The organism is Citrobacter sp. wls714 (assembly GCF_005281025.1).
GTDB classification, from domain to species: Bacteria; Pseudomonadota; Gammaproteobacteria; order Enterobacterales; family Enterobacteriaceae; genus Citrobacter; species Citrobacter werkmanii.
In genome coordinates this window covers 159,232-175,472 of record NZ_SZWZ01000065.1, presented here as the reverse complement: position 1 = coordinate 175,472, position 16,241 = coordinate 159,232, and the positions used below count along the sequence as shown (strand labels likewise).

Annotated in this window: 16 protein-coding genes and 1 pseudogene; 14 read left to right on the top strand and 3 right to left on the bottom strand. The window is 51.3% G+C overall.

Annotated elements, in window-relative coordinates:
* Positions 1–165: 165 nt before the first annotated feature.
* The 4 genes and pseudogenes from cybB to FDX11_RS25500 all read left to right on the top strand — a co-directional run.
* Entirely contained in the window at positions 166–696 is a 531-nt protein-coding gene (gene cybB, locus FDX11_RS15040; protein ID WP_042308232.1) for a cytochrome b561, read from the top strand.
* Positions 697–939: 243 nt separating this feature from the next.
* Positions 940–1,359 (top strand): translesion error-prone DNA polymerase V autoproteolytic subunit, encoded by a 420-nt coding sequence (locus FDX11_RS15035; protein ID WP_042308234.1) that lies wholly within the window; start codon positions 940–942, stop codon positions 1,357–1,359.
* A 2-nt stretch (positions 1,360–1,361) separates the two neighbouring features.
* Entirely contained in the window at positions 1,362–2,627 is a 1,266-nt protein-coding gene (locus tag FDX11_RS15030) for a Y-family DNA polymerase (protein WP_137398153.1), read from the top strand.
* A 265-nt stretch (positions 2,628–2,892) separates the two neighbouring features.
* Positions 2,893–2,979 (top strand): annotated as a pseudogene (locus FDX11_RS25500) (SAM-dependent methyltransferase); the annotation flags it as partial.
* A gap of 56 nt (positions 2,980–3,035) precedes the next feature.
* On the opposite strand, the gene FDX11_RS15020 reads toward FDX11_RS25500, so the two are convergent.
* Positions 3,036–3,230 (bottom strand): hypothetical protein, encoded by a 195-nt coding sequence (locus tag FDX11_RS15020; RefSeq protein ID WP_042308241.1) that lies wholly within the window; start codon positions 3,228–3,230, stop codon positions 3,036–3,038.
* 584 nt (positions 3,231–3,814) lie between these two features.
* On the opposite strand from FDX11_RS15020, the gene FDX11_RS15015 reads away from it, so the two are divergent.
* The 3 genes from FDX11_RS15015 (at position 3,815) to FDX11_RS15005 (ending at position 7,099) form a co-directional block, all read left to right on the top strand.
* A complete protein-coding gene (locus tag FDX11_RS15015) occupies positions 3,815–4,090 on the top strand; it encodes a metal/formaldehyde-sensitive transcriptional repressor (RefSeq protein WP_003833178.1) in 276 nt (91 codons plus the stop codon).
* A gap of 32 nt (positions 4,091–4,122) precedes the next feature.
* Positions 4,123–5,241, top strand: a complete 1,119-nt coding sequence (locus tag FDX11_RS15010; protein ID WP_038640779.1) for an S-(hydroxymethyl)glutathione dehydrogenase/class III alcohol dehydrogenase — start codon at positions 4,123–4,125, stop codon at positions 5,239–5,241.
* A 169-nt stretch (positions 5,242–5,410) separates the two neighbouring features.
* On the top strand, positions 5,411–7,099 hold the full coding sequence (locus tag FDX11_RS15005) for a methyl-accepting chemotaxis protein (RefSeq protein ID WP_061381287.1): 1,689 nt from the start codon (positions 5,411–5,413) through the stop codon (positions 7,097–7,099).
* Between the two features lie 39 nt (positions 7,100–7,138).
* Here FDX11_RS15005 and FDX11_RS15000 read toward each other — a convergent pair whose 3' ends face one another.
* Entirely contained in the window at positions 7,139–8,062 is a 924-nt protein-coding gene (locus FDX11_RS15000) for a LysR substrate-binding domain-containing protein (RefSeq protein ID WP_038640774.1), read from the bottom strand.
* A 231-nt stretch (positions 8,063–8,293) separates the two neighbouring features.
* On the opposite strand from FDX11_RS15000, the gene FDX11_RS14995 reads away from it, so the two are divergent.
* From FDX11_RS14995 to rimL, 5 genes are all read left to right on the top strand, one after another.
* On the top strand, positions 8,294–9,196 hold the full coding sequence (locus tag FDX11_RS14995) for a manganese-dependent inorganic pyrophosphatase (RefSeq protein WP_137350253.1): 903 nt from the start codon (positions 8,294–8,296) through the stop codon (positions 9,194–9,196).
* Positions 9,197–9,317: 121 nt separating this feature from the next.
* Positions 9,318–10,661, top strand: a complete 1,344-nt coding sequence (locus FDX11_RS14990) for a VOC family protein (protein ID WP_137350252.1) — start codon at positions 9,318–9,320, stop codon at positions 10,659–10,661.
* A gap of 193 nt (positions 10,662–10,854) precedes the next feature.
* Positions 10,855–12,510, top strand: a complete 1,656-nt coding sequence (locus FDX11_RS14985; protein ID WP_137398152.1) for a glucan biosynthesis protein D — start codon at positions 10,855–10,857, stop codon at positions 12,508–12,510.
* Between the two features lie 166 nt (positions 12,511–12,676).
* A complete protein-coding gene (locus FDX11_RS14980) occupies positions 12,677–12,901 on the top strand; it encodes a YdcH family protein (RefSeq protein WP_006684453.1) in 225 nt (74 codons plus the stop codon).
* A gap of 100 nt (positions 12,902–13,001) precedes the next feature.
* Complete coding sequence (rimL, locus tag FDX11_RS14975; RefSeq protein ID WP_137398151.1) at positions 13,002–13,547, top strand: 50S ribosomal protein L7/L12-serine acetyltransferase; 546 nt, start codon at positions 13,002–13,004, stop codon at positions 13,545–13,547.
* Here rimL and ydcK read toward each other — a convergent pair.
* Positions 13,539–14,519 (bottom strand): YdcK family protein, encoded by a 981-nt coding sequence (gene ydcK, locus FDX11_RS14970; protein WP_137350250.1) that lies wholly within the window; start codon positions 14,517–14,519, stop codon positions 13,539–13,541. The genes rimL and ydcK overlap by 9 nt on opposite strands.
* Positions 14,520–14,632: 113 nt before the next feature.
* Here ydcK and tehA point away from each other — a divergent pair, with 113 nt between their 5' ends.
* Entirely contained in the window at positions 14,633–15,634 is a 1,002-nt protein-coding gene (tehA, locus tag FDX11_RS14965; protein ID WP_042308256.1) for a dicarboxylate transporter/tellurite-resistance protein TehA, read from the top strand.
* A complete protein-coding gene (tehB, locus tag FDX11_RS14960; RefSeq protein ID WP_042308258.1) occupies positions 15,634–16,230 on the top strand; it encodes a tellurite resistance methyltransferase TehB in 597 nt (198 codons plus the stop codon). The genes tehA and tehB overlap by 1 nt, the downstream gene beginning before the upstream one ends.
* Positions 16,231–16,241: the final 11 nt, after the last annotated feature.

Below are 16,241 nucleotides of genomic sequence, written 5' to 3'. Positions count from 1 at the left end.
GGTACGACATATTTTCCCTACCAGGCATAGTCCAGTCAGGCATCCGGGGCAATAGCTGTTTTTGCGCTTAAACGTAACTGACTGATAATGGATGAACAAAAATTAATGAATTTTTAACAAAAGCCCGTTATGTTGACGCATTATTATTTTTATTCAGGAAGTGTTATGGGGAATAAGTATTCTGGCCTGCAAATTGGTATTCACTGGCTGGTTTTTTTGTTGGTCATTGTGGCCTACAGCGCCATGGAGTTTCGCGGGTTTTTCCCGCGTAGCTATCGTCCCTTGTTCAACATGGTGCACGTATCCTGTGGCATCACGATTTTAACGCTGATGGTGGCGCGTCTGCTGGTCAGGCTGAAATATCCGGCGCCGCCGATTGTGCCAAAACCGAAACCGATGATGACCGGAATGGCGCATCTGGGGCATCTGGTTATCTATCTGTTATTTATTGCGTTGCCGATTATTGGTCTGGTGATGATGTACAACCGGGGGAATCCGTGGATTGCATTTGGCATTGTCATGCCATATGCGGCAAAAGCCAACCTTGACCTCGTGGAGATGCTGAAGTCCTGGCACGTGACGCTGGCAAACCTGGGCTATTTTGTTATTGGTTTGCATGCCGCGGCTGCCCTGATGCATCACTACTTCTGGAAGGATAATACGCTGCTGCGCATGATGCCGCGTAAGCGTTCCTGACGTAACGCCCCGCAAGTGTGGGGCTTTTTTACCCCTTTCAAATCGAGATACCTTTCGTCTTTATCGTTCCGGCTAAATGAACGTCTTCCTCTGCCGAATAAAACAGAAATTATTTTTCCAGACGTGATAAAAGCTTACCGACGAGATGGTTAAACAACACCCAGTTCGCTACTTTCGTCACTTGATCGCCGTCCTCATTAAAACTACTGTATATAAATACAGTTAAGTGAGAGGCCGATTATTATGTTGTTTTTCCAGCCTGCAAAACGTCGACAAACGAAACATTTTCCCCTGTTCAGCGACCTTGTGCCCTGTGGTTTTCCTTCTCCAGCGCAGGACTACGTTGAGAAAGGTATCGATCTCAATGACCTGCTGGTACAGCATCCCAGCGCAACCTATTTTGTTAAATCATCGGGTGATTCTATGGTCGGGGCGGGGATCGGTGAGGGTGATTTGCTGATTGTCGACAGCGCCAGAAACCCGGCTCATGGAGACATCGTGATTGCCGCCATTGAGGGAGAATTCACTGTTAAACGTCTGCAATTGCATCCAATTGTGATGCTCAGGCCAGAGAACAGAGCCTACGCGCCCATCATAATCAGCAGCGAGGATTCGCTGGATATCTTTGGCGTGGTGACCTTTATCGTTAAGGCGGCTGGCTAATTATGTTTGCCCTGGTGGATGTTAATTCGTTTTATGCCAGCTGTGAGATGGCATTCAGGCCCGATCTGAAAGGCAAACCGGTTGTGGTTCTTTCCAATAACGACGGTTGTGTTATCGCCTGTAGCGCGAAGGCTCGGGCGCTTGGCGTGACAATGGGTGCTCCGTACTTCAAACAGAAAGATCTGTTCCGGCGCTACGGCGTGGTGTGTTTTAGTTCCAACTATGAACTGTATGCGGATATGAGCGGCCGGGTCATGTCTATCCTGGAAGACCTCTCTCCACATGTGGAAAGGTACAGTATTGATGAGGCCTTCTGTGATTTGACGGGAGTAAGAAACTGTAGGGATCTGACGGATTTTGGTCTCGAAATAAGGGCCACAATTCTACAGAAAACACGACTTCAGGTTGGCGTTGGCATCGCCCAGACCAAAACGCTGGCAAAGCTCGCGAATTACGCCGCCAAAAGATGGCCGCAACAGACTCGAGGAGTGGTGGATTTATCAAATATTGACCACCAGCGTAAGCTGATGGCCGCACTCCCTGTTGGTGAAGTGTGGGGCGTGGGCCGCCGTATCAGTAAAAAACTGGACGCGATGGGGATTAAAACCGTCCGTGACCTGGCTGATACCGACATTCGTTTTATTCGCAAACACTTCAACGTTGTTCTTGAAAGAACCGTACGGGAATTGCGCGGTGAGTCGTGCCTGGCGTTGGAAGAGTTTGCGCCGGTTAAACAGGAAATCGTCTGCTCACGATCGTTTGGTGAAAAACTCACGGACTATAACGCGATGCGTGAAGCAATTTGCACCTATGCCTCACGTGCGGCGGAAAAGCTGCGCGGTGAGCATCAGTTCTGTCGATTTATCTCTGTGTTTATCAAAACCAGTCCATTTGCCCTAAAGGACCCTTATTACGCTAACAGCGCGTCGGTAAAACTGCTGATCCCGACCCAGGACACACGGGAAATTATGAGTGCGGCAACGCGCAGCCTGGACGCTATCTGGCGAGAGGGGCAACATTATCAAAAAGCGGGTGTGATGTTGGGCGATTTTTTTAGTTCTGGCGTGGCACAACTGAATCTGTTTGATGGCAACGCCCCCCGGCACGGCAGTGCGGAACTGATGAGGGTGATTGATCGGCTGAATAAAAAGGGGCGCGGGACAATCTGGTTTGCCGGACAGGGGATTGAGCAGTCGTGGCAAATGAAACGAGAAATGCTCTCACCTCACTATACGACACGTTTTACTGATTTACTGCGCGTGAGGTGAGTATTAATACCGGTTGATTCAAATCTTAATGTATCGATGACGGGTAGTAAAGATAAAGAGCTGGTGGTCGTTCCGGGGGCTAACCGAACTGGAGGCGAGAAGTATTTCGCTAATTATGCCACCCAGAAAAACACTCGACGATTATATCAACAATGAATTCGACCCATCTGACTTGGCTGCAATTTATAACGTGTGTCGCCTGAAGTGTGAGGTGAGATTTAAGAACGCTTGCCACGCCTCTGGTATAGCCATTAAGGGAGGAGTGATGTTACAGCAAACCATTTTGGACGTGTGTTGCGGCCCCCGCATGTTCTGGTTTAACAAACTGGACACCCGCGCCGTGTTCGCAGATACATAGCACAATAAAAAAGCAGGATAATAATCCTGCTTTGATCTGTGGTTTCTTAGTTATTTTCCAGACAGTTTTCTCCAGATACTCTGGCTAATGCCAAAAGCAACAGCTAAGAAAACAAGACCAGACCAACGCTCTATCCCTTGCGCCATCACCAGCATAGCAACTCCGATACATCCAAGAGGAATAGCAGTGATAACAAAAAGAATAATACCCCAAAAAAATTGGCCTGCAGTGGGCTCTTGAGACATGACAACACCTTTAATGAAGGAAACCGTTAACTAACGCGCCATTTTTTATGGTTATTATATAGTTCCATGTAGCACTGAGGCTTCTGTGTTTGCTGTACCTTCCCTGGGCGTGTCTGCTAATTTTACAAAAGTAACTAGTTGTTTCAACTCCTATTTATGGTGGGTGTTATGCTTCCCACGTTTGTCTGCTAAGTCACGATTAACCAGCCTCTACTCCTGAGTGGGGGTAAATCACGCTGGTGGTTTGAGTGTACAACAGCAAACGATCTGGTTGTTGTGGTCGGCGGCGTGGAATACCCACTAACTTTCACGGTAAACGGTAAAAAACCCGACGCCAACGGGAATGTTACTATCAGCACCGGCACAACTGCTGCTGTAACAGACGTTCGTTTGGGGACGGTGATTTCGACTAACCTCATTTTTAGGAATCCGGGGCGCAGATTTTGGGGGCATAGAAAAGACTGCATATGTCCGCATATGGCTGATAGCGACTTAACATAAGTCTATGATATTTAATAATTCTTATATTTTACAAATATGTAAAAATTCTGATAGTATACCCCCCTATAGTATCAGGAGGGCGTATGCCACATTCACCTGAAGATAAAAAACGTATCCTCACCCGTGTTCGTCGTATTCGCGGTCAGGTTGACGCGCTTGAGCGCGCGCTGGAGTCCGGCGAACCGTGCCTTGCGATCCTGCAACAAATTGCCGCTGTACGCGGCGCATCCAATGGCCTGATGGGCGAAATGGTTGAGATCCACCTGAAAGACGAACTGGTCAGCGGCGAGACAACGCCAGACCAGCGAGCCGTACGTATGGCTGAAATCGGCCATCTTCTTCGCGCTTATCTAAAATAACACCATCACCTCGCAATAATGGGAAGAGACAAATGAAATCACGTGCAGCAGTTGCATTTGGCCCCGGCCAACCGCTAAAAATTGTCGAAATCGACGTCGCACCGCCAAAGAAAGGTGAAGTTCTGGTTAAAATTACCCACACTGGCGTGTGTCATACTGACGCTTTTACGCTCTCTGGCGACGATCCGGAAGGGGTATTCCCGGCGGTGCTTGGTCATGAAGGTGGCGGTATTGTGGTTGAAGTGGGCGAAGGCGTCACCAGCCTGAAAGCGGGCGACCATGTCATCCCCCTGTACACGGCTGAATGCGGTGAGTGTAAGTTCTGTAAATCGGGGAAAACCAACCTGTGTCAGGCTGTACGCGCCACCCAGGGCAAGGGCCTGATGCCGGATGGCACGACTCGCTTCTCATATAACGGTGAGCCGATTTATCACTATATGGGTACCAGTACCTTCAGTGAATATACCGTTTGCGCGGAGATCTCTCTGGCGAAGGTTAACCCGCAGGCTCCGCTGGACAAAGTGTGTCTGCTGGGCTGTGGCGTCACTACCGGGATCGGTGCAGTACATAACACTGCGAAAGTGAAAGAAGGCGACACCGTGGCCGTATTTGGTCTTGGTGGCATCGGCCTGGCGGTGATTCAGGGCGCGGTGCAGGCGAAAGCCGGACGTATTCTGGCCGTTGATACCAATCCGGAGAAATTCAAACTGGCTGGTGAAATGGGTGCGACTGATTTCATCAACCCGAATGATTACGATAAACCGATTCAGGATGTGATTGTTGAGCTTACCGATGGTGGTGTGGACTTCAGCTTTGAATGTATCGGCAACGTTAACGTGATGCGTGCGGCGCTGGAATGCTGCCATAAAGGATGGGGCGAGAGCATCATCATCGGCGTGGCAGGCGCCGGACAAGAAATCAAAACGCGTCCGTTCCAATTGGTTACCGGACGCGTCTGGCGCGGTTCGGCGTTCGGCGGCGTAAAAGGGCGCACTCAACTCCCGGGAATGGTCGAAGAAGCGATGAGCGGGAAAATTCAGTTGGATCCGTTTATCACTCATCGCTTACCGCTGGAGCAAATTAACGAAGCATTCGATTTAATGCATCAGGGTAAGTCCATCCGTACCGTTATCCATTTTGGCGATAACTGATTCATTGGCCAGCGGATTTCTCCGCTGGCACTTTCCTGAATTTTTTAGAATTATGTTGTGAAAGTGTGACGAATCCGGCGCTTTTTGCGGTAAGTAAACCTCACGGATTGCCGATGACTATCTAACGGGCGTGTTTTCACGCATAAACCCTACAAGAGAGTCGACGGTCATGGACAACACAACATCGATGCAGGCCCAGCATAAACTGGGTTTTTTGCATCAAATCCGACTGGTTCCGCTGTTTTCCTCCATTCTCGGTGGCATCCTTCTGTTGTTCGCCTTAAGTTCAGGGCTGGCAAGCTATTTTCTTATGCAGGCCGATCGCGATCAGCGCGATGTGACCGACGAGATTCAGGTCAGGATGGGGTTATCTAACAGCTCTAACCACTTACGCACCGCACGTATCAACATGATCCATGCCGGCGCGGCGAGTCGTATTGCCGAAATGGATGACATGAAGGCCAATATCGCCGAGGCAGAAAAACGGATTAAGCAATCGCAGGACGGCTTCAATGCTTATATGTCGCGTACGGTGAAAACGTCTGCTGATGAAGCGTTAGACGCCGAATTAAGCGCCAGCTTCAAAGCCTATACCGACGGTTTACAGCCAATGCTGAAATACGCTAAAAACGGCATGTTTGAAGCGATTATCAACCACGAAAATGAACAGGCCAGACCGCTGGATTCTGCCTACAACAAGGTGCTGCTGAAAGCCATTGAAATCCGCACTGCCAGGGCGAATAACCTCAGCGAGCAGGCGCACCGACGTACGCAACTTGGTATGGCGTTTATGCTCGGCGCATTTGCCCTCGCGCTGGTGCTCACCGTGATGACGTTTATCGTTCTGCGCCGCACCGTTATTCATCCTCTGTTACGTGCAGCCCTGCGCATCGAGCAAATTTCGGCAGGCGACCTGACTATGCCGGAGGAGCCGACCGGGCGCAGTGAAATTGGTCGCCTGAGCCGTCATCTGCAAACTATGCAGCATTCGCTGGTGAAAACCGTGGGTACGGTGCGCCAGGGGGCAGAGGAAATTTATCGCGGTACCAGTGAGATTTCTGCAGGGAATACCGATTTGTCCTCACGTACGGAGCAACAGGCCGCGGCGATTGAAGAAACGGCGGCCAGTATGGAAGAGCTAACGGCTACGGTGAAGCAAAACGCTGACAACGCGCACCATGCGAGCAAGCTGGCGGAAGATGCTTCCGGCAAGGCGAGTCGTGGCGGTCAGATGGTTTCTGGCGTGGTGAAAACCATGGGCAATATCTCAGGTAGTTCGAAGAAAATCTCTGAAATCACAGCCGTTATAAACAGCATTGCTTTCCAGACGAATATCCTGGCGTTGAACGCGGCGGTAGAAGCGGCGCGGGCAGGAGAGCAGGGACGCGGGTTTGCCGTGGTCGCCAGCGAGGTGCGCACGCTGGCGAGCCGAAGCGCTCAGGCGGCAAAAGAGATTGAGGGTTTGATTAGCGAATCGGTACGACTCATTGATCAGGGATCCGATGAAGTAGTCGCAGCGGGTAATACCATGACGGATATTGTCGATGCGGTAAAACGCGTGACCGATATCATGCTGGAAATTGCGGCGGCCTCTGATGAGCAGAGCCGGGGCATTGTGCAGGTGAGCCAGGCGATTTCGGAGATGGATAAGGTGACGCAGCAAAACGCCTCTCTGGTTGAAGAAGCGTCGGCCGCAGCGGCATCGCTGGAAGAACAGGCCGCACGTTTAACTGAAGCCGTCGGCACATTCCGCTTGCAGGGCGCAAGTGCGATAAAGCGCGCTCCTGGTACCAAAACGTCGAGCCATTCAAGTCCGCAGGCAGCAACGGCCAGTGGTGATAACTGGGAAACGTTTTAACACGCTATAAGGGACCAGATGGTCCCTTAATTTTTGGTATCAAAACGGTATGGTTTTGCGTATCGCGCCAATGAGGATTTGTGCGGCAGAGGAAAGCTGCACGTCTACACGGGTAAGAATGCCAATAGGTTCACCCGCCCCGTGGGTGGGAATCGGCAATGATACCAACGTCGCCTGACGTAAATCTTCCCGGACCGCGCCTGACGGCACAAACCATACATAGTCGTAGTCAACCGTCAACTGGCGGGAAAGCGATGCTGACAGCGTTTCGATGCAGCCTGGCGGCATTTTGCAACCCTGGCTTTGCAGCAGCGTCTCCGCGTGCTGACGAGGAGCCGTTCCTTTTGGTGACACCACAACGGGCCATTCCATCACCCGACTCAGCGTGATGGTTTCCTGCAACAACGGGTGGTTAGGTCGCACAACCAGTTTGAGCGACTCAAGGAACAACAGCTCGTAATTCAGACCGACCATTAATTCCGGATCGGCCATCCGACCGATACCGAGATCGATTTCTCCCGATTTTAAACCGGCCAGAATCATGGGATTACTCATGGTGGCAACTTGTAGCGTCGTTTCCATTTGCTGCTTATGGAACGGACCGATTACCGCCGGAAGAATACCCAACGCAGCGGTGGGTAAAGCCCCAATCCGTACGACGTCAGTCTGCGACTCTTCGCGCTGGTTTAACGCCTGTCCGGCAGTATTGAGCGCGTCCAGTACTCTCACCGCGTGGGTAAGAAACTGCTCGCCGGGCAATGTTAACTGCGCGCCAAGGCGACCGCGTTCAAAGAGCCGGGTACCGGTCAACTGCTCCAGTTCATTTAGTGTTTTGGAGAGGGCCGGTTGGCTCAGATTAAGGGTTTCAGCCGCGCGCCCCAGCGTTCCCTGTTGTGCAACGGCGACAAAAGTATGCAGGTGGCGCAAGCGAATGCGCTGATTGAACAGAACATTTTTTTCCATAAGCGATGTTAAAAACAGAGCCGTATCGGTGACAAGTGAAGTTGTTTGTTTTTGATAACTTGATAGCAAAATATTATTAACATTTATCATGTTTTACTTACAACTTATTTATTTTGCTTGTGTTTTGTACAGTCAGGCAGGGTGGTGGGATCATGGAAGGGAATGTATCCGGTCGTTATACTTTGAATATTGTTTGCTTTTGCACCCTTTATCTTCACAAGGCACTGATTAATGATACATGTAGTAGGACACCATAATCCCGATAGCGATGCCATTTGCACTGCCGCAATGACGGCGCGTTGGCTTACCTTACGCGGTCAGCAGGCAACGGCATGGCGTCTGGGGGAAGCTAACCGCGAAACGCAATTTATCTTTGCGCAAGCGGGGCTGACACTGCCTGAACGACTGACGTTTGAATTGACCGATCGTGACGTCTGGTTGGTTGATTTCACCGAACCTGCCCAGGGACCGCAATCGCTGGCAGACTGTAACGTCGTGGGGATTATCGATCATCACCGACTTGGGGGATTAGTCACCCGTCTGCCGCCAGAAGTGTGGGTGAAGCCTGTCGGCAGTAGCGCAACGCTGTTATGGCAACTGATGTCGGAAGATGAGCGTAGCCAGTTATCTCCTGCGGAGGCCGTTTTGCTGCTGGGTGCCGTGTTGAGTGACACTGTCACGCTTCGTTCACCCACGACCACCGCCGACGATCGCCTGGCGGTCGATGCGCTGACTCAAAAGGCTGGTGTAGACCTTGATGCCTTCAGCCGTGACCTGCTGTCTGCCAAAACGAGCGTGGAAGGAATGAGTGCCCGCGAACTCCTGCAGAAAGACATTAAAACCTTCACTATCCATGGGCATCAGGTCTGTGTGGCGCAACTTGAACTGTATGCACTGCAACAGGTTGATACAGTGCTGGATGAATTACGCCAGGAAATGGCGCGCTATGCGCAGGAAAAAAATGCCGCGCTGGTTGTGCTCATGCTCACCGATATTAATCTGGGCGACACCAGTCTGTGGTTTGCCGGTTCTGAGCTTTCAGACATCCCGCAGCCCTGCAAGGTGGAAGGTATGCTCAGCCGTAAAAAACAGATGCTCCCCTGGCTGGAAAGTCATTTAAAACCACGCCAGTAGGTTCTGTTCGCCGTCTGTATAGGGTGGGAAATTTACGCGGGGTCACACTTTGTAAATTCTTCCCACCGGACTTTGCAGCGTTCTCTACACTCCAGGTAATATTCACTGGAGGCATGACATTATGGCGAACACCATCACGGCAGATGAGATTCGGGAACAATTTTCGCAGGCAATGTCAGCAATGTACCAGCAGGAAGTCCCGCAGTATGGCACGTTGCTGGAACTTGTCGCTGATGTGAATCTGGCGGTACTGGAAAATAACCCGACGTTGCATGAAAAACTGGCTAATGCGGATGAACTGGCCCGGCTAAACGTTGAGCGCCACGGAGCCATCCGGGTGGGTACTGCGCAGGAACTTTCTACGCTGCGCCGGATGTTTGCCATTATGGGCATGTATCCGGTGAGTTATTATGACCTCTCTCAGGCCGGCGTCCCTGTACATTCCACGGCTTTTCGGCCCATCGACGATGCATCGCTTTCGCGCAACCCGTTTCGGGTATTCACATCGTTATTACGGCTCGAATTAATCGAGAACGTAGCGCTGCGGCAAAAGGCTTCGGAGATCCTCGCGAAACGCGACATTTTCACTCGTCGTTGTCATGAACTGCTGGATGAGTTTGATGCGCAGGGCAGTTTTACGCCTGAGCAGGCGCAGGAGTTTGTCCATGAAGCACTGGAAACTTTCCGCTGGCATCAGCACTCCACGGTAGATGAAGCGACCTATCACGCATTACACAACGAACACCGGTTGATTGCCGATGTGGTGTGTTTCCCTGGTTGTCACATCAACCATCTGACGCCGCGCACGCTGGATATTGACCGGGTACAGTCCATGATGCCGGAATGCGGTATAGAGCCGAAAATATTGATTGAAGGGCCGCCGCGCCGCGAGGTGCCGATTTTATTACGTCAGACCAGTTTCAAAGCACTGGAAGAACCGGTGATGTTTGCCGGTGAAATGCGCGGTACTCACACGGCGCGTTTTGGTGAGATTGAACAGCGCGGCGTAGCGCTCACGCCGAAAGGCAGAGCCTTGTATGACGAACTGCTGAATAAAGCGGGAACGGGAAAAGATAATCTGACGCATCAGTTACATCTTCAGGAGGTTTTCAAGGCGTTCCCGGACAGTGAGTTTCTGCTGCGCCAGCAGGGACTTGCCTGGTTTCGTTATCGACTGACGCCATCAGGCGAAGCGCATCGCCAGGCTATTCGCCCGGATGACGACCCGCAACCGCTTATTGAGCGCGGCTGGCTGGTTGCGCAACCTATCACCTACGAAGATTTCTTACCGGTGAGCGCTGCGGGGATTTTCCAGTCAAATCTGGGTAATGAAACTCAGGCTCGCAGCCATGGGAATTCCAGCCGCGATGCGTTTGAACAGGCTCTGGGTTGCACGGTATATGACGAGTTTATGCTGTATCAGGAGGCGGAGGAGAGAAGTAAACGGCGGTGTGGTTTACTTTAACGGAATTTACACGGGATTCGGTCTGTTCCCATCGACATAAAATATTTTCGATTTTGTACAGATAATCGGCGACCAACAATTGGATTATTAATGAATTTTGTCTAGAGTGAGCGGTCAGAAATGTGCACTCTCTTGCCGCAGATTTTGACCGGCGCGGGACCATTTACACGACCAGAAGGACTCACTTTCAGGCATGAATCGCAGACGATTTATTAAAGGTTCAATGGCAATGGCCGCCGTGTGCGGAACCAGTGGTATTGCATCACTCTTTTCCCGCGCCGCCTTTGCGGCAGAGTCTGACATTGCAGACGGAAAAACCGTACGTTTTGATTTTTCCGTTCTGCAATCGATGGCCCACGACTTAGCACAGAAACCCTGGGGCGGCGCGCTGCGTGCGTTACCCGACACGCTGGCGAAATTGACGCCGCAGGCCTACAACAGCATTCAATATGACGCAGAGCAGTCTCTGTGGAACAATGTTGAAAATCGTCAGCTTGATGCGCAGTTCTTCCATGTGGGAATGGGATTCCGCCGCCGGGTTCGCATGTTCTCGGTCGATGACAGTACGCATATGGCGCGTGAAATCCACTTCCGTCCGGAGCTGTTTAAGTACAACGACGCGGGTGTGGATACCAAACAACTGGAAGGGAAAACTGACCTCGGATTCGCGGGTTTCCGCGTGTTTAAAGCGCCAGAACTGGCCCGTCGTGATGTGGTTTCTTTCCTCGGCGCCAGCTACTTCCGCGCAGTGGATGACACCTACCAGTACGGTTTATCGGCGCGTGGTCTGGCGGTAGATACCTATACCGACAGCAAAGAAGAGTTTCCTGATTTCACCGCTTTCTGGTTCGAAACGGTCAAACCGGGAGCGACCTCCTTTACCGTGTATGCGCTACTTGATAGCCCAAGCGTAACAGGCGCCTTTAAGTTCACGATCCACTGCGAGAAAACGCAGGTGATCATGGATGTACAAAACCATATCTACGCGCGTAAAGACATTAAACAGCTCGGCATTGCGCCGATGACCAGCATGTTCAGTTGTGGCAACAATGAACGCCGGATGTGCGACACCATTCACCCGCAAATTCATGACTCCGATCGTCTGGCGATGTGGCGGGGCAACGGCGAGTGGATCTGCCGTCCGCTGAATAACCCGCAAAAACTGCAGTTCAATGCCTATACCGATAACAACCCGAAAGGGTTTGGTTTACTGCAGCTCGATCGCGACTTCTCTCATTACCAGGACATCATGGGCTGGTATAACAAGCGTCCGAGCCTGTGGGTCGAGCCGCGTAACCAGTGGGGCAAGGGGACCATCGGCCTGATGGAGATCCCGACGACGGGCGAAACGCTGGATAACGTTGTCTGCTTCTGGCTGCCGGAGAAGTCGATTAAAGCCGGCGATGAGCTGGAATTTAAATATCGTCTGTACTGGAGCGCGCAGCCGCCGGTACGTTCGCCGTTAGCTCGCGTGATGGCGACCCGTACCGGCATGGGCGGCTTCCCGGAAGGATGGGCGCCGGGCGAGCACTACCCGGAGAAATGGGCGCGCCGTTTTGCCGTGGACTTCGTCGGTGGCGATCTGAAAGCCGCTGCGCCGAAAGGCATTGAACCGGTGATTACGCTCTCCAGCGGTGAAGCGAAACAGATTGAGATCCTCTACGTGGAGCCTATCGACGGCTACCGTATCCAGTTTGACTGGTATCCGACGTCTGACTCAACCGACCCGGTAGATATGCGTATGTTCCTGCGTTGCCAGGGCGACGCCATCAGCGAAACCTGGCTGTATCAGTACTTCCCGCCAGCGCCGGATAAACGTCAGTACGTTGACGACCGTGAGATGCGTTAATCACGACCGCAATGGCTCTCCAGGTGGAGAGCCATATCTGCAATCTTTCTGAAAATAGTCTGTACGCTATTTACTCGATCCTGTTCGCATTTTTCTGTATGGCAAATGGGTACTCTGGGGCTGTGTATTTCTTATACACGTTCTTGTCCACTAACAGGGAGAAAGTATGTTTCCAGAATACAGAGACCTTATTTCCCGACTGAAAACCGAGAACCCTCGCTTTCTGTCCTTATTCGAAAAACACAACAGCCTTGATCATGAGATCTCCAGACTGGAAGGTTCGGATGGTCGGGGGTATAGTTTGGACATTGTTCGCCTTAAGAAACAGAAACTCCACCTGAAGGAAGATCTGCTCAAAATTTTGCAAAAAGAGAGTGTCGGTGAGAGCTAAGTAAAACAGCGCTTGCTGTGTAAAAGGGCTTCCAAAAGGGAAGCCCTTCCTGTTTTATTGTGAGCAGAATTAGCTGCTTAACGAGCGTAACGGAAAGAAAATGCCAGAAGTGATAACCATTAGTGACACGCTGGAACTGCGTGCCGTAGAAGAACAACACGTCACCCCTCTGCATCAATTGGTGCTCAAGAATAAAACCTGGCTCCAGCAGTCGCTGAACTGGCCGCAGTTTGTGACGTCAGAGGAGGACACCCGCAAGAATGTGCAGGGCAACATGATGTTGCATCAGCGCGGTTACGCCAAAATGTTCCTGATTTTTGCACAACAGAATGTGGTAGGTGTCATCGCGTTTAACCAGATAGAGCCACAGAACAAAGCGGCCTATATTGGTTACTGGCTGGATGAAGCTCAGCAGGGTAAGGGCATTATGTCCCAGGCGCTGCAGGCATTGATTCATCATTATGCGCAGCGCCAGGAAATTCGCCGTTTTGTGATTAAATGCCGCGTAGAGAACGTTGAGAGCAACCAGGTGGCATTGCGCAATGGCTTCCAACTGGAAGGATATTTACGTCAAGCGGAGTTCCTCAATGGTGATTACCATGATGTGAATCTCTATGCCCGCATCATTGATGGTCCCTCAGAATAAGCCTGCGATAGGTGTGCGCGTAATGCGTTGCTCAGCGTTGATCACCTTCGGCCCGCGCAGATGAATAGCATCGCCATCAAACGCTTCAATGTGCGCCTGGCCGGTTATCTCAATGTGATTCTCGACTAACACTTCTCCAAGAACGCAGGCGTGACCTTCAACCAGGATATGATCGTCTAGCTGGATTGGTCCGCCGCGTAATGTAGCATGTCCCCCGACCAACACATGGTGCTTCAGCACGCAGTTACCCTCGACTACCGCGTGTTCCGCCACCTGTGAGCTGTAGCGCAGGGTAGGAATCGCATCTTCATCGGTTCCGGCGATGACGCGCGCATGTCCGTAGACTTTGGCGCAATCGCAAATCCAGACATTATTCTCTTCATTACCTTCCACCTGGGCGAAATCAAAAACTTCCGCCCGATGCTCAATAAAGGCATAGTTGATATTCGCATCGCCATAGATCTGCGCCTGATGCACTATGCGTGAGTGGCTGACGGTCGCCCGATCATAAATCTGCAGCAACTGGTCGTTTTCAAGAGTGAGTCCCCTGGCGGCAATGATTTCGGACCCACATACAACGCGTGCATTACCGTGCAGAAGGCACTCGCCGCGAATAACAGAATTCTGAATCGTGACGTTGTCACGTATTTGTGCGTGATGGCTGATTTCTGCCCGGTCAATCCACACGGCATCGCCTATTTGCGCGCCATCTCTGACTACGCTTGCCTGAGTAACCCGGGCGTTTCCGGTTATCGATGCGCCGGAAAATGCGAGCGCATTCTCATCGTAAATCCAGCAATCACCGCTTTGCGACAAGACGCTTTCATCATCAATCCAGCCGCCAGGCGTACCGGCGGTAACATCATTAAAATCAATGAGGGCAATGATTTGGCGTAGTAATACGCTTTTTTTATTGCCATTATCCTGGTAACTAAAGGAGCGAAGCTCATCGCTGAGTCGATATTTGGTCATTGCTCATTTCCATGTTGCGCACCTTAGTTAAACGTAGCAAAGTTTTCCGCACTGGCTAAACCAACTGAAATTCCATAAAATGCATTTCAAATATACTTTAAAAAATAAACAAAATGAGTAAGAGCAAACAGAGTGAACGGGTTCTCAATCTTCCGGCCGGTTATTTTGGCATGGTACTGGGGACAATCGGGATGGGATTCGCCTGGCGTTATGCCAGCCAGATATGGCCGGTGAGCCACTGGATTGGCGATGGGTTAGTGATCCTGGCAATGGTCATTTGGGGGCTGCTGACGCTGGCTTTTATGTATCGCTTGCTGCACTTCCCGCACAGCGTACTGGCTGAAATTCGTCACCCGGTGATGAGTAGCTTTGTCAGTCTGTTTCCGGCCACAACCATGCTGGTAGCAATTGGTTTTGTTCCCTGGTATCGACCGCTGGCGATCGGGTTATTCGGCATTGGCGTGGTGATACAACTGGCGTACGCGGCCTGGCAAACGGCAGGATTATGGCGTGGAGCGCATCCAGAGGAGGCCACCACGCCGGGTCTGTATCTGCCGACCGTCGCCAATAACTTTATCAGCGCAATGGCCTGTGGTGCACTTGGTTTCAATGATGCCGGATTGGTGTTTTTGGGGGCCGGGGTTTTTTCCTGGCTCAGCCTGGAACCGGTGATCCTGCAACGTTTACGTAGCTGCGGGGAGCTGCCATCGGTCTTACGGACTTCGCTTGGCATTCAACTGGCGCCCGCGCTGGTCGCCTGTAGCGCCTGGCTTAGCGTCAACGGCGGAGAGGGTGATACGTTAGCCAAAATGCTGTTCGGCTATGGTCTGCTGCAGCTTCTGTTTATGCTACGTCTCATGCCATGGTATCTGTCTCAACCATTTAATGCCTCGTTCTGGAGCTTCTCGTTTGGCGTGTCGGCCCTGGCGACGACGGGCCTGCATCTCGGACACGGCAGCGAATCAGGATTTTTTCATACGCTGTCTATCCCACTGTTTATTTTTACCAATTTTATCATTGCATTATTACTGATACGTACGCTTGCTTTGCTGATGCAGGGAAAGCTGCTTATCCGCACAGAACGTGCTGCATTACTGAAATCTGAGGATAAATGATGACTCATTGCGACGAAAACTACTTTACTGAGAAATACGATTTAACCCGTACGCATTCCGATGTTGTTGAAGCGGCAAAAGTGGTCGCGCCAGGTAAAACATTAGATCTGGGCTGCGGTAATGGTCGTAACAGTCTGTACCTTGCGGCAAACGGCTATGACGTTACCGCATGGGATAAAAACCCCATGAGCATAGCGAACCTTGAGCGTATTAAAGCGGCGGAAGGACTGACCAACCTGCATGCGCAGGTCGCAGATCTTAACGCCTTACGCTTTGATGGCGAATATGATTTTATTCTTTCTACCGTTGTGCTGATGTTCCTTGAGGCTAAAACTATCCCAGGACTGATAGAGAATATGCAGCGCTGCACGAAGCCAGGCGGATATAATTTAATCGTTGCGGCAATGGACACTGATGATTTCCCGTGCACTGTTGGTTTTCCGTTTGCCTTTAAAGCGGGTGAATTACGCAACTATTACAGCGGGTGGGATCTGCTGAAATACAACGAAGACGTGGGTGAACTTCATCGTACGGATGAAAACGGTAATCGCATTAAACTGCGCTTTGCCACTATGCTGGCACGCAAAACTGCCTGAACCTCCTGTCT

Coding starts and splice junctions, on each gene's coding strand:
- FDX11_RS15010 (WP_038640779.1), top strand. CDS start 4,123: ATGAAATCACGTGCAGCAGTTGCATTTGGCCCCGGCCAACCGCTAAAA.
- FDX11_RS15030 (WP_137398153.1), top strand. CDS start 1,362: ATGTTTGCCCTGGTGGATGTTAATTCGTTTTATGCCAGCTGTGAGATG.
- tehA (WP_042308256.1), top strand. CDS start 14,633: ATGAGTAAGAGCAAACAGAGTGAACGGGTTCTCAATCTTCCGGCCGGT.
- FDX11_RS15020 (WP_042308241.1), bottom strand. CDS start 3,230: ATGTCTCAAGAGCCCACTGCAGGCCAATTTTTTTGGGGTATTATTCTT.
- ydcK (WP_137350250.1), bottom strand. CDS start 14,519: ATGACCAAATATCGACTCAGCGATGAGCTTCGCTCCTTTAGTTACCAG.
- FDX11_RS14990 (WP_137350252.1), top strand. CDS start 9,318: ATGGCGAACACCATCACGGCAGATGAGATTCGGGAACAATTTTCGCAG.
- FDX11_RS15000 (WP_038640774.1), bottom strand. CDS start 8,062: ATGGAAAAAAATGTTCTGTTCAATCAGCGCATTCGCTTGCGCCACCTG.
- FDX11_RS15035 (WP_042308234.1), top strand. CDS start 940: ATGTTGTTTTTCCAGCCTGCAAAACGTCGACAAACGAAACATTTTCCC.
- FDX11_RS15005 (WP_061381287.1), top strand. CDS start 5,411: ATGGACAACACAACATCGATGCAGGCCCAGCATAAACTGGGTTTTTTG.
- FDX11_RS14995 (WP_137350253.1), top strand. CDS start 8,294: ATGATACATGTAGTAGGACACCATAATCCCGATAGCGATGCCATTTGC.
- rimL (WP_137398151.1), top strand. CDS start 13,002: ATGCCAGAAGTGATAACCATTAGTGACACGCTGGAACTGCGTGCCGTA.
- tehB (WP_042308258.1), top strand. CDS start 15,634: ATGACTCATTGCGACGAAAACTACTTTACTGAGAAATACGATTTAACC.
- cybB (WP_042308232.1), top strand. CDS start 166: ATGGGGAATAAGTATTCTGGCCTGCAAATTGGTATTCACTGGCTGGTT.
- FDX11_RS15015 (WP_003833178.1), top strand. CDS start 3,815: ATGCCACATTCACCTGAAGATAAAAAACGTATCCTCACCCGTGTTCGT.
- FDX11_RS14980 (WP_006684453.1), top strand. CDS start 12,677: ATGTTTCCAGAATACAGAGACCTTATTTCCCGACTGAAAACCGAGAAC.
- FDX11_RS14985 (WP_137398152.1), top strand. CDS start 10,855: ATGAATCGCAGACGATTTATTAAAGGTTCAATGGCAATGGCCGCCGTG.